This is a genomic window from Glycomyces arizonensis DSM 44726 (assembly GCF_000482705.1).
In the GTDB taxonomy this organism is placed as follows: Bacteria; Actinomycetota; Actinomycetes; order Mycobacteriales; family Micromonosporaceae; genus Glycomyces; species Glycomyces arizonensis.
The window spans coordinates 14,776-30,036 of sequence record NZ_AXWO01000030.1 but is presented as its reverse complement, the minus strand read 5'-3'; the positions used below and the strand labels follow the sequence as shown (position 1 = coordinate 30,036).

Below are 15,261 nucleotides of genomic sequence, written 5' to 3'. Positions count from 1 at the left end.
ACTCGACAGAGCGCACTTATATCCTTTATACGGCAACATCGAGTTCACGGCTCGCCTGCGGTTCCACCGAAGCGCGCGGGGCGTGGGCAGGATGAGGCGTGAAGGCGCATCCCCCGGTGAGTACAAGGACCCATTGTGACGACCAAACTCTTCCGAAGGCCGCCGCGTAAACGCGGTCCACAGGCCCCGCGAGGCGACATCCTGCTCGAGTCGCCGCCGGACATGCCCGACCCGCAGCCCAAGTCGATCGGCCAGTACCTCATGGTCCTGCCGATGCTGGCCGGCGCGGGCGCCATGACGCTGATGATGATGCGCCGCGGCACCGGAGGCGACGGCGGCATCGACCCGCTCATGATGGCCATGGGCGCCATGATGGGCATCTCGATGATCGGCATGATGGCCACCAACATCTCCTCGAACCGCGGCCAGAAGAAGGCCGAGTTCAACGCCGACCGCCGCGACTACATGCGCTACCTCAACCAGGTCCGGCGCCGCGCCAGGAAGGGCGCCGAGCGGCAGTGGCGGGCGGCGCGCTGGCGCCACCCCGACCCGCGCGCCCTGTGGTCGCTGGTCGGCTCGCGCCGGATGTGGGAGCGCCGCCCGAAGGACGACGACGCCCTGGAAGTCAGAGTGGGCGTCGGCAAGCAGCGCATGACGATGAAGCTGGTGCCCCCCGAGACGAAACCGGTCGAGGACCTCGAACCGATGACGTCGATGGCGCTCAGGCGCTTCGTGGCCGCGCACTCCAACGTCATCGACGTCCCGCGCTCGATGAAGTACACCGAGGCCGGGCGCATGGTCCTGCGCGGCGAGCGGGCGCTGGTCATGGACAACCTGCGCGCCCAGCTCTGCCAGCTCGCGGTCCTGCACTCGCCGGACGACGTCCTGTTCGCCGTCGTCGCCGACCACGAGCGGATGCCCGAGTGGCACTGGATGAAGTGGCTGCCGCACCTCCAGCACCCCAGCGACGAGGACGGCGCCGGACCGGTGCGCATGTTCTACAACTCCACCGGCCAGCTCGAGACCGCGCTGCGCGACCAGCTGGCCAGCCGCGCGGGCTGGTCGCCGGGGGCCACCTCCGGCGAGGGCGAGCGGCACCTGGTGATCATCCTCGACGGCGGGGAGGTCGACCCGACCGGGATCATCGCCGCCGGGGGCATGGCCGGGGTGACGGTCTTCGACTTCTCCGGCTACCTGCCGCGCAAGCCCGGCCCCGACGTCAAGCTGTTCGACATCGCCGCCGACGAGATCCGCACCGACCAGTCCGGGCGCCGCCGCGTCCTGGGCAGGCCCGACCGCCTCTCGTACAACCAGGCCGAGGGCATCGCCCGCAGCCTGTCCCCGTGGCGGCTGACGCTCAAGGGCGCGGGCGGCTCCACCGAGTCCGGCGACGAGGACGCCTCGCCGATGGCGAACCCGTCGAGCCTGCCGGAGATGCTGGGCTTCAACGACTCCGCCGCGCTCGACCCGGCCGTGCACTGGCGCGAGAAGCCGATCAAGGACTACCTGAAGGTCCCGATCGGCCCGGGCCCGGACGGCGCGATCGTCGACATCGACTTCAAGGAGTCCGCCGTCGGCGGCATGGGCCCGCACGGCCTGCTCATCGGCGCCACCGGCTCCGGCAAGTCCGAGGTGCTGCGCACCATCGTCGGCTCCCTGATCGCCACGCACTCCTCCGAGGAGCTCAACTTCATCCTCGTCGACTTCAAGGGCGGCGCGACGTTCGCGTCCCTGGACGAGCTGCCGCACGTCTCGGCGGTCATCACGAACCTCGCCGACGAGATCGAGCTGGTCGACCGCATGGCCGACGCCCTCGAAGGCGAGCTGGTGCGCCGCCAGGAGGAGCTGCGCCGGGCCGGGAACTTCACCAACCGGTGGGAGTACGAGAAGGCCCGCGCCGCGGGCCAGCCGCTCGACCCGATGCCGACGCTGCTCATCATCGCCGACGAGTTCTCCGAGATGCTCGTGGCCAAGCCCGAGTTCATCAACCTGTTCCTCCAGATCGGGCGCATCGGCCGCTCCATCGGCGTGCACATGCTGCTGGCCTCCCAGCGCCTCGAAGAGGGCAAGCTCAAGGGCCTGGACACCTTCCTGTCCTACCGGGTGGCGCTGCGGACGTTCTCGGCGCAGGAGTCGCGCACGGTCATCGGCTCCGGGGCGGCCTACGAACTGCCGCAGCAGCCGGGCCACGGCTACCTCCAGGTCGGCACGCAGGACCTGGTGCGCTTCCGCGCCGCCTATGTCGGCGGGGCCTACAAGCCGCCGAAGAAGATCGCCTCCCGCGCCGAGCGCATCGCCGCCGTCCAGCACAAGGTGCAGCGGTTCCTGCCCGGCCACGTCGAGCTGCCGCCCGAACCGGAGGTCGAGGAGGAGCCCGAGGAGGAGATCGCGCAGGCCGAGGGCGAGGACGAGAACGAGAAGCTCTCGGACCTGGAGGTCATGGTCAACAACTGCATCGGGATGGGCCGCCCGGCCCACCAGGTGTGGCTGCCGCCGCTGGCCGAGCCGCCGACGCTCGACCAGCTGCTCCCGCCGCTCGAGGTCGACCCGGTCCGGGGCCTGACGCCGAAGGGCTTCGCGCTCAACGGGAAGCTCAACGCCGTTCTCGGCGAGGAGGACCGGCCGTTCGAGCAGCGGCGCAGCCCGTTCATCGTCGACCTCTCCGGCGCGCAGGGCACCGTGGCGATCGCCGGTGGGGCGCAGTCGGGCAAGTCGACGATGCTGCGGACGCTGATCGGCTCGCTCGCCTTGACGCACACGCCGCGGGAAGTGCAGTTCTACTGCCTGGACTTCGGCGGCGGCACGCTGCGGGGCATCGAGGACCTGCCGCACGTGGCGGGCGTCTTCGGCCGCCAGGAGCAGGAGGGCGTGCGGCGCACGATCCAGGAGGTCATGACCATCCTGGACGAGCGCGAGGCGTTCTTCACCGCCAACAAGATCGACGGCATGGGCTCCTACCGGCGCATGAAGGCCGACGGCCGGTTCGCCGAGGACCCGTACGGCGACGTCTTCCTGGTCATCGACAACTGGATGACGCTGCGGGAGGACTACGAGCCGTTCGTGGACCAGATCAAGGCGATCGGCAACCGGGGCCTGGCCTTCGGCGTCCACGTCATGGTCACGGCCACCCGCTGGGGCGACATCCGCATGAACATGCGCGACATGTTCGGCCTGAAGCTGGAGCTGAAGCTCTCGGACAACATGGAGTCCGAGATCGACCGGAAGGCGGCGGCGAACGTGCCGAAGAACCGCCCCGGCCGCGGCCTGTCGCTGCAGAAGCTGCACTTCCTCGCGGGCGTGCCGCGCGTCGACGGCATCCGGGACGGCGACGACCTCGCCCCGGGCGTGGAGGACTTCGTCAAGCGGGTCAAGCAGGCGTGGCGCGGCGCGCCGTGCCCGCCGGTGCGGCTGCTGCCGCGCGAGCTCACCGTGGACGCGTTCCTTCAGGCGGTGGACCGCTCGAAGCCGGGCATCCCGATCGGCCTCAACGAGGCCGGCCTCAAGCCCGTCTATCTCGACTTCAACCAGGAGCCGCACATGCTGATCCTGGGCGACTCCGAGAGCGGCAAGACGAACCTGCTGCGGCACATCGCCCGCCAGATCCAGGCGACGTACACCCCGCAGGAGGCCAAGGTCATCATGGCCGACTACCGGCGCGGCATGCTCGAGGAGATCTCGAAGCCGACGCTGCTGGACTACGCCATGTCGGGCAAGCAGTTCGAGTCCTCGTGCAAGAACCTCAAGGGCCCGATCGAGAAGCGCCTGCCCGGCGACGACGTCTCGCCCGCCGCGCTGCGCGACCGCTCGTGGTGGACCGGCCCGGACCTGTACCTCATCGTCGACGACTACGAGATGGTCGCCACCAGGACGAACCCGATGTCGATCCTGGCCGAGCTCATCCCGCAGGGCCGCGACATCGGCTTCCACATGATCCTCGCCCGCCGCTGCTCCGGCGCCGGGCGTTCGATGATGGACCCGATCATGGGGCAGATCAAGCAGCTCGAATCGCCCGGCCTGCTCATGAGCGGCCGCAAGGAGGAGGGCGCGATCTTCGGCAAGCTCCGCCCGAGCCCGCAGCCGCCCGGCCGCGGCACCCTGGTGCGCCGCAAGGACGGCGAGCAGCTGATCCAGACCACGCTGCTCCCGCCGAACGGCCAGGGCTGACGGAACGGCGAGGGGCCGCGGGCGCGTACGCGCCCGCGGCCCCCTTTCGTTGCCCGAGGTGACGCAGCGGACGGCCGCGGCCCCGCCGTACCGCGCCGCCGGTGCATTCCCGGTATGCTCGGCCCGGATGCGGGAACGTCTCGCATCATTCCTGTTGGCAAGGGCCCGAATGCGATTCGTCCGTCGTGCGGGCGGCCCCCGTCCCCGGCCGCCCTGGCAAGTGCAGACACTGCGGCTCGTCCTGCTCGCGCAGACCGCCCTCACCGCGTACCTGTGGGTGTGGGTGTGGCGCGGCCTCCAGAGCTTCGCCTGGATGAACGGCGGGGTCGAGACCGACCTGCTCGACCGGAGCCTGTCGTACCTGATCGTCCTGGTGCCCTCGATCCCGGTGAACCTCCTCGCCGTCGTGTGGCTCGCCCGCGGCGGCCACCGCGCCCGCCTGTACCTCGCCTGCGCGGGCGTGCTCGTCGCCGTCCAGCAGATCCTGCTGCTCACCCCGCTCGACCCCGGCGGGTCCATCGCCGCGGGCCTTGAATTCTTCGTCGCCGTCGGCCCGCCCGCCTTCGCCGGGCTCGCCCTCGCCATGACCCCCCGCGCCAAGCGCTGGCTCCGCGAGGACCGGCCGCGGACCGCGCGCCGCGTCGCCAGTGTCGAGGGCCTCGCCTGGGGCCTGGCCGCGGTGCTCGCCGTCGGCGTCGCCGCCTCGATGGACCGCTGGGTCACCGCCTCCACCGAGACCGGACCACCAGTGGGCGAATACGACGAATCGGACGTATGGGCACGCATGGAGGCGGCCGTGACGGCCACCCTCACGAGCGCCGACACCTTCCCCGGCTTCGACGCCCGCACCGTCCAGGTCACCTCCTGCGGCTACCGCACCGACGCCGGGCTCAGCACCTTCCGCTACCGCATCGCCTACGAGCTCGCCGCCTTCGCGGGCCCGACCGGCGAGGCGGCCTACGCCGCCGCCGTCCGCTCCGCCTGGAGCACCGACGGCTACCGGCTGGTCTACGACGGCACGACCGCGGGCGGCGCCGCCTCGATCAGCGCCGAACGCCAGGACGAGCTGCGCCTCCACCTCGTCCTCGGCGAGAGCGCCGAACTCGAGGTCGACAGCGGCTGCCTCGAACGCGTCGACCCCCGCGTCCACTGCCTGGCGCCCCAGGGCGGCGTCGCGCCCGAGAACGACACCGTGGTGGGCCTCGCCTGCCCGAAACTCGACTGAGTTTCACGAGGGCTTCCCAGCGCCGTGCCGAGGTGACAGCATGGGGTTATGACCGGGCGACGGGAGCGGCGGCGCGTCGAGAGGATCGGACACCGTGCCGCTGCCAGGCGTGCGAGCGGCCAGATCGAGGAACTCCTGGCGATGATGCGGCCGCACATGGCCGCCATCGGCGACGACCTCGCCACCGTCACCGACCCCTTCGAGGCCGAACTCGCCGGGGGCGCCATCCTCGGCCTGCTCGCCGGGCTCGAACTGCTCGACTCGGGCGAGGCGGCCGTCCGCCTCGTCGAAGACGTCGCGAACCAGGGCGACACCAGCGCCCGCGCCCTCCTGGCCTTCATGGGCCTGGGCCCCGACCGCACCCTCGCCGACCTGGCCAGGCAGGCCGACGCCGCGCTCGGCGAGGCCGGGGTGGCCGACCCGGTGTGGGTGCCGGCGCTTTCCCAACCGGTCGAGCCGACCCGCTTCACCAGGATCACCGTCCCCGGCGACCGCGTGGAGGCGTGGCTGCTGGCGCTGTTCCGCCGCTCAGAGGAGGAGCACGGCTTCCTCGTCGGCGTCGACTACACCGACTGCGGCGCGATCACGATGCTCGACCCCGTCCCGCCCGACCACGTGGGCGAACTCGTCCGGCGCATCGAAGCGGGCGACCTCATCGACGACGTGACGACCGTGGCCGAGGACCTCGACCGCGAGCAGGCGCGGATCTTCCTCGACGGCGCGATCGGCACCACCCTCGACCACTGGGCCGAGGATGACGACACACCCGGCGACGACCTCGAAGAAGACCTCATGCCGGGCCGGATCATCCTGTTGGGCCGAAGGCTCAACGAGGCGGGCCTGGTGGGCGACCCGCCCGAACACGGCGGCCACGTCCCCGCGCGCCACCAGACCGGCCCGCCGCCCCCGGCCGCCCGCGAAAGCGACGCCCGGATCCTGCGGCTGCACGTCGCGCTGGAACGCACCGACCCGCCGATCTGGCGCCGCCTCGAAGTCCCCGCCGACACCTCGCTGGCCGAGCTGCACACGGTCCTCCAGACCGCCTTCGCCTGGACCGGCTCGCACTCCCACTGCTTCGTGGCCGAGTCCGGCGAATTCAGCGCGAACGCCGAACTCGACTGCCAGAACGAGGCCGAAGCCGCGTTGGAGCAGGTCCTGTCCGCGCCGGGCGACGAGATGACGTACCTGTACGACTTCACCGACAACTGGGACCACACGGTGACCGTCGAAGCCGTGGGAGAACCGGACGCGGGCGCGGCCTACCCCCGCTGCACCGCGGGGGAGGAGGCGGCACCGCCGGAGGACGCGGGCGGCGTCGAATCCTGGCAGCGGCTCAAGGCGGCCCTGGCCGACCCCGGGCACCCTGACCACCGCCAACTCATCGGCGAACACGACCCCGAAGCGTTGAAGCCTTTCGACCCGGTAGACGTCAACGCCCGCCTCCACATCGACGCGATGCCCGAGTGAGCGCGCCGAGGACCCCGCTCATTCGGTCCAACGGCGGGCCGGACGGCACACGAGCAGCACGACGATCACGACCGCGCACGGCACGCCCAGCGCCAGTGACACGATGCCGACACCGGCCATGACCGGCCAGAACCCGATCACGAACCCCGCTACGAGCCCGTAGTAGCCCACCGCGCAGATCCGCGCCCATCTCTGGCCGTGCACGAGGCCGTAGACGATGAAGATGTTGAGCACGACCCCGGCGAAGGCGTCGCCGGTGAACACATCGGTGACGGCGCCGAAACCGTCGCAGTCCATGTTGCGGGCGCCGCAGCCGTCGTCGAGAAGAAGCTGCAACGCCAGGAAACCGGTGCAGTAGACCGCCATCAAGACGGCGGCGGCGACCACGGACCCCGGCGGCCTGCGGGACGGGCGGTCGTCAGCCATCCGAAGCCCCGCAGCAGTCCACTCGGCATTCACGGATCCGACCGCGCGGCAGGGGAGTCGGCGGGATGCGCACTCGTCTCCGATCTGTCGTGTCCGGACCGGCAATCAACGTATCAGTGCAGGTGTGCCGCTCGGGTACACGATTGGGGCGATCCATCGGACGCAGCCGGACCGTCGCGAAACGCCCGATCCGTCCATATCGATGATATGAGACCGAGCGCGAATCGCCTACGGGACTGGGTGCCGCTCCGAGTTCGTGTGCGGCATACCAGGACCGGCCGAGAGATCGTTCGGGCCGTCCCCGTCCGCACGACAGATGGTCCCGATTGGACGGGCTTTACTACACTATGACTCAAACCACCCCCGATGGCTTGTCGACCCCCACCCCCGACAGGATTGCCGAGGTCCACGAGATGACCGACTACATCGCCGATACCAGTTTCTCCACGACGCTGCGTGCGGCGCTCGACCAGTTCCAGAAGGCCCTCGCCAAACGCTGGCGCAAAGAAGTGGCCGAGAAGATCGAACAGGACGAGTTCGACTTCCCCACGCAGTTCCGCCGCGAGGTCGCGCCCAGCGCGGCCGGGTCGCCGTGGGAGTACTGGCAGCTGCCCGCACGCCACCACATCGTCGAAGGGTGCTCCTATATCGAATGGGCGAAGGGCGAACAGGACGGGAGCATCGGCTCGGTCAGCTGCGAGGGCGCCACGGGAACCACGGAGAACGTGGAACTGGTCGACACGGCCAGCGGACAGACCGTGGTCATACCGCCGAACATCGAATGCGGCATGGGCGCGGTCCTCGGCCAGATCGACGACTGGGCCTTCGGCGAGTGCGAGCACATCTTCTACCAGCTGCCGCTGTTCGACGCCCACGACCAAGGCGGCCTGAACGAGGCATACAACTCACTCCTCGACATCGGAGGGGCACTCGGGCTTGAGAAGGGCTCGGGCTCGGACTCCGATCACACGTTCACCGCCGTGGGCGACCGGGACATGGCCCAGAAGGCCGACGCCCTCGCCGGCGCGAACGGCATGGGCCAGGACTGGTGGACGGGCTGGACCGGCCTGTCCGCGGATCGCGCCAAGTCGGGTTTCTTCGCGTCCGTGGTGCCCACCATCAACAACCAGTCCTCGATCCTCGGCTGCCTCGCGAACCTCTACGCGGTGCGGTCGGCCATCATCGAGATGGGGCGCAATAACCCGCTCCATGCGATCCAGGCGGCCACCAAGGCGGTGGACGCCGAGGTGAAGGTGACGCACGACAACGTGGCCGAGTGGAAGATCCTGCAGGGAATCGGGAGCGCCATCGCCATTTCCGGCGGCTGGACGGTCGTCGGCGGAGCGGTGGGCGCGAGCATCGCGTTGATCGGGTTCGCGGGAGAGAACCTGCTGGGGAAGACCACGACCGTGGAGTATGCCCAGGAACTCTCCGAGATCGTCGGCGGGCTCAACGACAAGGTGGAGCAGACCAACAACGACCTGGCCGACAGGGAAGCGGAGTACGCGGTGGAGGTCAACGAGCTTCGCACCGAGATCCACGGCGTCCACAGCTTCAATCTCGAACTCTACGACCTGACCGAGAACTCCCCCGAGGGCGACGCCCGCGGAGAAGACGGCTACACCGCGACGGTGGAGAACATCCTCAAGATCGCCCAGGCGTGCTATGAGTGCGGGGAGATCTATGAGGAGCTGCTGCCCAGAATCGGCCGCGTGCCCGCCGCCGATGCCAGCCTGTCCGACAAGGACGGCGAGGCCACCAGCGCCGACACCAATCTGATCGAGGCCCGCGATGAGCTCATCGAGTTCGTCAAGACCGCCTGCGGGCGCCTGTATCTAGCCGGAGACCAGGTGACCGAGGCCGCCGACGCCTATGCCGTGGCGGACGACGGGTCGCAGGATGCATTCGATCGGATCATGGACGACTGGGAGGACGAGAGCTTCCAGAAGTACGACGTCGACGCCAAGGGCTACGCGGGCGACACCGAGCGGAACACATACGATCCTCACGAGGGCCACCCGGCGCTCGGGGGATCCGAGGCGGGACACGGCCAGGAGACCGATTACGAGACGGAGCTGAGTTGATGAGGCGGACCGGTCGTATGAGGCGGCAAGGTGGCCGACCGCCGACACTGCTCATCGGCGCTCTACTGCTGACCGTCGCGGGATGCGGCGGCTCGGATGAGCCCGAGGGGTCCGAGCCGTCTGAGGAGCCGACCACGTCGGCCTCTGCCGCACCCGACGGCGAATACGTCATCGACCCGGACGAGGGTTTCTGCGCGAGCTGGCTCGCCGAGCTTCAGCCGGTCAATGCCGACCGGATCGAATACGAGGTCGACGAGCAGCACCCTGGTGAAGCGGTGGGCTTCGACTCCGGAGGCCACTGCGACGTGGACCCGACAGGCGTGCCCGAAGCAGCGCAAGAGGGGCTCGACATGGTCACGCTCCGTCTGGAGTTCGCCGACACCACCGGCTACCCCGACGACTGGCAGTACTCCGGTGCGGTGGTCGAGCAGCCGCTGGAAGAGACCGACTGGGCTGCGTTCCTCACCAACGAGTACGACGAACCGCTGCGCGGTGAGCTCGCTTGCTGGGAAATATCCGACTGTGAACCGAGCGGCGAGGCCGACGACGGGCGGCTGTTCCGCTACGAGTTCGAGGCCCTCCATCGCAACCTGCACTTCTCGGCGCAGATCACCTATATGACGCCCGGGAACGGCGACCAGACCGAACTCGACCCCCGGACACACGCGCTCGACCTCTTCGGCGCTTACGCCGAAGCGGCGAGCGTGACGTTCGGAGGCGGCTGACGGGCCTGGCCGAGTCCGGCAGCTTCTCACCGAAGCGCGTGATTCAAGGCCCGAGGCTGCTACCACGGGCTGACAACAAGCTGGGATTCGCGAGTGGGAGGCTGGTCCGGTATCTTGTGGGACAGAGCGGACAGCGCAGTATCGGTTCACCTACGGAAGGGGCCATACCTATGGCGACACCTCTCGACCCAGCACCCCCGAAACGCAGATACCGCCGTACCGATTTCTCAAGCCGCGCAAGGGCGGCCGTCGGTGCCGGAATAGGCACGCTCGCACTGGCCGCCGCCATCGTCGCCGCGCCGGGAACCGCGCTGGCCCAGGACGACCAGCTCACGAGTGACAACGCCTGGGTCACCGACCAGATCAAAGCCCCCGGAGCGTGGGAAACCACCAAGGGCGAGGGCGTCACGGTCGCCGTCATCGACACCGGCATGTCTGAACACCCGTTCTTCGAAGGCAAGAGCGTTGAGCGTGGGTACTCGGTCTTCTCTGAAGAGGAAGACGCCTGGAACGATGAGGACGGACACGGTACTGCTGTTGCCGCCATGGTGTTGTCAGTAGCGCCAGAAGCCACGATCCTGCCAGTGCGAGACGGTACCGGTGCAGACCCCGCATCGGATGGGCTCACTGGTGGTGCCGGTGGAGAAAACGAGGTTGAAGCCATTCGATGGGCTGTTGACAATGGCGCAGATGTCTTGGCAATGCCATGGGTGGTCATCGGCAGTGAACCTCGTGAAGAGTTTCTAGAGGTAATCCAATACGCCATCGACAAAGGCGTGGTGGTGGTCGCAGGTACCGGTAACGATCCTGATCTTGAGCCGATTCCTTACCCCGCTTCAATCCCTGGTGTTGTCGCTGTCGCCGGTACCGATGAAAGTGGGGGCCCTTGGTCGGGGAGCACCACCGGACCGGAAGTCGTCGTAGCCGCTCCGTCTTCCGCAATGACCGTCCCAGTAGCGCAGGAAGAGGAGCTTGGCTGGGGCGATGACACCGACCAGGAGCTTTACCACGCACGCGAAGGTACGTCCCTCGGTACCGGAATCGTAGGCGGAGCCGTGGCGCTGGTATTGGCTGGGAACCCTGAGCTGGACGGCAACAATGCCATTCAACGCTTGATCCAGACCGCTGGAGACGGCAGCGGCAGCAACCGCACCGATGCGCTCGGATATGGCCTTATCGACGTCGACCAGGCTGTCAACGCCGAAGACATCGAGACAGTCGAGGAGAACCCGCTGGGTTACCCGATGGGGGAGCCCGGGACCAGCGGAGAGGGAACCGACGAAGAGGCTTCCGGGGGCGCTGAAGGCGGATCCGAAGAGCCCGCCGAAGCCGCTCCTTCGGCTTCGGCCGCTGAGAAGTCCGGCACCGGGCTTTCCACGATCATCATTGTCGCTGCTGCGGTTGTCCTGGTCGGAGCCGCGATCGCGGTATGGCTGGTGCTTCGAGGCCGCAGCCGGAAGCAAGCGGTCGAGTCCGGCCAGCCCGGTGGTTTCGGTGGCGAGCAGCCTCCGGTCCAAGGCGGCTACCCGCAGACCGGCCCGAATCCGCCGCAGTACGGGCCGCCTCCCGGCGGAGGACAGAACTTCAGTCCTCCTCCATCAACCGGCGGACCGCAGCAGTACAGCCCGCCGATGAACAGGGGCGAGTCGAGTCCTCCGTGGGGACCGGGCGGCGATCCCAACCAAGGACGCTGATCGCGACGCTTCAGACAGCGACAGCACCGTCTGAAGCGTTCTGCACGATCCGCGATACCGGACAACGAGTGAGGGGCGAGCGGCCTAGGCCGCTCGCCCCTCACTCGTGCTGTTCGCCGGCTGTCAGTCGTCGACTTCGTCATCTGGAGTGCGGTTGCGACTCCAGTTCATGTCGTCTTCCCTCAGCCAGGTCTCGCGCGTGTACTCTTCTTCCTCGTCATCGTCGTTGTACCCGGACCGGGTACCGCCACGCGGACCCATGCCACGGTTCATGCCGCGACCGGACGAGTTGGAGCCCATGCCTCGGCCGCCTCCACTGCCGCGACCGCTTCCGGACCCACTGCGCGTGCTCGACGAGCCGGACGACTTGGTGGCTCCGTTACGCGCGGGGCTGTTGCCCGCGCCGGTTCCGCGGCCGGGCGCCGAACCCGCACCGCTGCCCTTCGCGGGCCCGAACAGGCCGGCACCGGTGCCGCCGGTGAGGCTGCCGCCCATGCCGCCACCGCCGACAGTGGAGGGCGTGTAGCCGCCGCCTCCAGCGATGGTGGGTATGGTTCCGTGGGCCAGACCACCGGAGACGTCGGAGTCGAGGTCGCCGTAGGAACCCGGTTCCCAAGGGTCGACCGGGTCGAGGTCGTCCTGGCTGTCATCGGGGATGCCGTCCCCGTTGAGGTCTGTTGTGGTCGAGTTCGGATCCGAGCCCGGAGCCATGGGGTTCGCGCCCGCCTGGTTCAACCCGTCGTTGCCGAACACGCCGCCGGTGGGCGGCTGATAGGTGGAGTTACCGGGCATGTCGCTGGGCGGCGCTGCCGGGGGTTTATCGATCCTGTTCGTGTGGGTGGCGTACAGATCGCCGAGGTCGGCCACAATGTGTGCCATCGAGTCGTGGCGATCGGACTTGTACTGCTCGTACTCGTTCCGGTACTGCTCCTGCTTCTCCAGGTAGTCAGGGTCCGTTGGCTTGACGTTCTTGATTTCTTCCAGCCAGTCCTCGTACTCAAGCTCGCTGGCGGGGGAGAGATCTTGGTCCTGAGCTTTGCCCTGTGCGTCCCTCAGGTCCTGCGCCATCTGCGGAACCGTGTTCTCGGCCGCATCCATCATCTCTTCTTCGGTCGTCTTGCTGTACTCGTAGACGAGACGCATGCGGCGCTGGAACTCTTCAGAAGCGGGGCCTTGCCAGTAATCGACCGTCTCAAGCATGCTGGCGTCGAGCTGGTCCCGAGCGGATTCGAGGCCACCCTTGGCAGTGCTCCAGACGCTGCCCGCCTGCTCGACACTCCACGGGTCGCCTTGAGTGATCAACATCTCCCAGAGCTGCGTGTGAGTGTAGTTATTGCGGTAGTAGTCGAAGCCTTTGCCATTAGCCATAACCGGACTCCTTCCTTGGGGTTCAGGCTGAGTTGGATCATGAAGCCGGTTTAGACCGGGGGGTTGGAGTCGTTTTCGGCTTCGTTGACGTCGGACTCGGTGATGCCGTCGCTGTTCGAGAACTCCGAGCCGACCTGATCCACGGTGGCCGATACGTTGCCGTCCTCGTCGAGGTAGGTCTGCATGATGTCCCGGCTGACCTGCTCACCGGTCGCGTAGCCGTGGTTGATGCGCTCGACCTGGTCGGCCTTGCCCTTGTAGTAGACCTCGCGGTATGCCTTCTGGAGTTCCAGAGCGTCGTCGAAGCCGCCGAGCTTGAGGTTCAGGGCGTCCACCTGCTGGAACTGGATGTCGGGCATCATCGCGAACGTTATGGAGCGGATCCGCGTCAGGTCGCCGTTGGTCACGAGCTCCCTGGTGTCGGTGAGCTCGGTCTGGATGCCCGAGAGCTTGGTGCTCAGATTGCTGACCGCATCCTCGTCGACCAGGATGAGCTTGCCCTCCACCGAGGAGTACAGGGAGTAGCCGTCGGCGGAGTTGTCCTGGACGACGTAGATCCGTTCTCCGTTGTCGCCTTCGATGAATGCTGTCATCGGGTTTCACCTCAAGGAAGTTCGGTCAGGGGGTATCGCTGGTCGGGCCGGGCGACTCTGTTGGCGGGCACGGCCCCGCGCCTTGTGCTGAGTCCAGCATACCGAGCCGGTGCAACCAGTCCTGACCTGGATTGGACGGTTTGGCACGAAAGGGGGAGGTTGAAGCACAAGGGACGGAAGGCGGCGCGACACGCCGAGAACGCATGAAGGTTGACACGCTTGCAATCATGAGTCAACATGCGAGGAGTATGTCAACCAGTTCCGTGAGTGACGGAAAGCTGAAGCTTCAAACAAGAGTCGGTTACACCCACTGCTCACAGACCGGACAACCGAATATGGAACCATGTAAACGCCACCCGGCGGCCTCTGTCGCCAAACTGATTCCGCCGGGTGGCACCCAATCAAGAGAGGAAACCTCCCTTGACCTCTACGACCATACGCTATCCCGTGCTGCCTGAAAACCACCACGAGTTTGCGCGCGTCTACCCTCCGGGCTTCGGTCCAGGCGAGCCGTACTACGAGCCTGACCACCTCCGACACCGTCCGGGCGACACCTTCGAGATCGGCGGTAGGCCGCACGATCCGCAGGATCCCGGCGCGTACGGCACCCCAGGCTGGTACCAGGACCGGCGCACCGGTCGGCACCGCCGCAACGAACTGCCCGACCCGCTTCCGCCCGAAGCGGAGAAGCCCCGTCCCGGACGTCACCGCCGCTTCTGGGTCGGGCCCGATGCCGAAGCCGCGGACCGGTACGCGGACGACTTCGAGCTGTCCTTCGGGTTCACCGCGCTCCAGGAGGACGCCTGGGAGCGCTGGCTGATCGACTCCGAGCCGCTCGCGGCCGCGCACACCACCCGCAGCGCGGCCGTCGACCGCGAAAGCAGGACCGCCGCCTTCGTCGTCCGCCTCGTCCAGTGGATCGTCGCGGTCTTCGCGCCGTCTGCCGATGAAGAGGAGGAACAGCACCGCAAACCGTCTCCATCCGCCCCGCCGCTCCCCGCACCGAGGACCGGCAACGGCTACATCTCCACCTTCGAGCTGAACTTCGACGCCCAGCACCCGGCGACCGGAGGTGGCGTCCTGTGAGCTTCCCGCCCCACCGCGCCAGCATCGCCTACCTCGCCGGACTCGTCCGCGACGTCCCGCTGATGGTCGACCACGCCTCCGAGCTCGGCGAGCCGATCGAGGGTGACCTGCCGGTCCTGGCCACCCGCATCGTCGACGACCGCCAGATTCAGTTCGCGCTCATCCCGAACCGCCCGAGATTTCGCCTGACGTTCACCGACCGCCACCCGGCGCTCCTCGGCCACGTCACATGCCTCGACAATCCGGAACCGCTCCTCTACATCGCCGACCGCAACCACTGGGACTGGTCGAGGGAGGAGGGAGTGGCCTCCACCATCCGTGACATAGCCCGCTTCACCTGGCACCACCGGGGTCGCCTCCTCGAAGAACACGCCAGAGCCGAGTGACGACCAACGGTGGCGGCGCAACCCGCACCCGCGCCGCCACCGC

The 15,261-nt window shown here is 68.0% G+C and carries 11 protein-coding genes; 8 read left to right on the top strand and 3 right to left on the bottom strand.

Features of this window, described 5'->3' with window-relative positions:
• Positions 1–135 precede the first annotated feature (135 nt).
• From H613_RS0117865 to H613_RS29455, 3 genes are all read left to right on the top strand, one after another.
• Complete coding sequence (locus tag H613_RS0117865) at positions 136–4,164, top strand: type VII secretion protein EccC (RefSeq protein WP_026924869.1); 4,029 nt, start codon at positions 136–138, stop codon at positions 4,162–4,164.
• A 220-nt stretch (positions 4,165–4,384) separates the two neighbouring features.
• Entirely contained in the window at positions 4,385–5,389 is a 1,005-nt protein-coding gene (locus H613_RS0117860) for a hypothetical protein (protein WP_026924868.1), read from the top strand.
• 48 nt (positions 5,390–5,437) lie between these two features.
• Positions 5,438–6,856: a plasmid pRiA4b ORF-3 family protein gene (locus tag H613_RS29455; protein ID WP_084546738.1), complete on the top strand. Its 1,419-nt coding sequence runs from the start codon at positions 5,438–5,440 to the stop codon at positions 6,854–6,856.
• Positions 6,857–6,874: 18 nt separating this feature from the next.
• Here the strand turns inward: H613_RS29455 and H613_RS0117850 are convergent, their stop codons facing one another.
• Positions 6,875–7,282: a hypothetical protein gene (locus H613_RS0117850; RefSeq protein ID WP_156926110.1), complete on the bottom strand. Its 408-nt coding sequence runs from the start codon at positions 7,280–7,282 to the stop codon at positions 6,875–6,877.
• Positions 7,283–7,653: 371 nt separating this feature from the next.
• Between H613_RS0117850 and H613_RS0117845 the strand changes: the two genes are divergently transcribed.
• The 3 genes from H613_RS0117845 (at position 7,654) to H613_RS30275 (ending at position 11,785) form a co-directional block, all read left to right on the top strand.
• Positions 7,654–9,366: a hypothetical protein gene (locus H613_RS0117845; protein ID WP_211234873.1), complete on the top strand. Its 1,713-nt coding sequence runs from the start codon at positions 7,654–7,656 to the stop codon at positions 9,364–9,366.
• Between the two features lie 17 nt (positions 9,367–9,383).
• Entirely contained in the window at positions 9,384–10,091 is a 708-nt protein-coding gene (locus H613_RS0117840) for a hypothetical protein (protein ID WP_026924865.1), read from the top strand.
• Between the two features lie 170 nt (positions 10,092–10,261).
• On the top strand, positions 10,262–11,785 hold the full coding sequence (locus tag H613_RS30275; protein WP_084546737.1) for a S8 family serine peptidase: 1,524 nt from the start codon (positions 10,262–10,264) through the stop codon (positions 11,783–11,785).
• A gap of 123 nt (positions 11,786–11,908) precedes the next feature.
• Here the strand turns inward: H613_RS30275 and H613_RS29450 are convergent, their stop codons facing one another.
• Complete coding sequence (locus H613_RS29450; RefSeq protein ID WP_051393515.1) at positions 11,909–13,153, bottom strand: WXG100 family type VII secretion target; 1,245 nt, start codon at positions 13,151–13,153, stop codon at positions 11,909–11,911.
• Positions 13,154–13,203: 50 nt separating this feature from the next.
• Complete coding sequence (locus H613_RS0117810) at positions 13,204–13,746, bottom strand: hypothetical protein (protein WP_026924862.1); 543 nt, start codon at positions 13,744–13,746, stop codon at positions 13,204–13,206.
• 420 nt (positions 13,747–14,166) lie between these two features.
• Here H613_RS0117810 and H613_RS0117805 point away from each other — a divergent pair, with 420 nt between their 5' ends.
• Positions 14,167–14,832 (top strand): hypothetical protein, encoded by a 666-nt coding sequence (locus H613_RS0117805; RefSeq protein ID WP_156926109.1) that lies wholly within the window; start codon positions 14,167–14,169, stop codon positions 14,830–14,832.
• Positions 14,829–15,218 (top strand): hypothetical protein, encoded by a 390-nt coding sequence (locus H613_RS0117800; protein ID WP_026924860.1) that lies wholly within the window; start codon positions 14,829–14,831, stop codon positions 15,216–15,218. The genes H613_RS0117805 and H613_RS0117800 overlap by 4 nt, the downstream gene beginning before the upstream one ends.
• Positions 15,219–15,261: the final 43 nt, after the last annotated feature.

Bases quoted from the DNA above. Each gene is read 5' to 3' on its own strand.
- H613_RS29455 (WP_084546738.1), top strand. From the start codon at position 5,438: ATGACCGGGCGACGGGAGCGGCGGCGCGTCGAGAGGATCGGACACCGT.
- H613_RS0117850 (WP_156926110.1), bottom strand. From the start codon at position 7,282: ATGGCTGACGACCGCCCGTCCCGCAGGCCGCCGGGGTCCGTGGTCGCC.
- H613_RS0117840 (WP_026924865.1), top strand. From the start codon at position 9,384: ATGAGGCGGCAAGGTGGCCGACCGCCGACACTGCTCATCGGCGCTCTA.
- H613_RS30275 (WP_084546737.1), top strand. From the start codon at position 10,262: ATGGCGACACCTCTCGACCCAGCACCCCCGAAACGCAGATACCGCCGT.
- H613_RS29450 (WP_051393515.1), bottom strand. From the start codon at position 13,153: ATGGCTAATGGCAAAGGCTTCGACTACTACCGCAATAACTACACTCAC.
- H613_RS0117810 (WP_026924862.1), bottom strand. From the start codon at position 13,746: ATGACAGCATTCATCGAAGGCGACAACGGAGAACGGATCTACGTCGTC.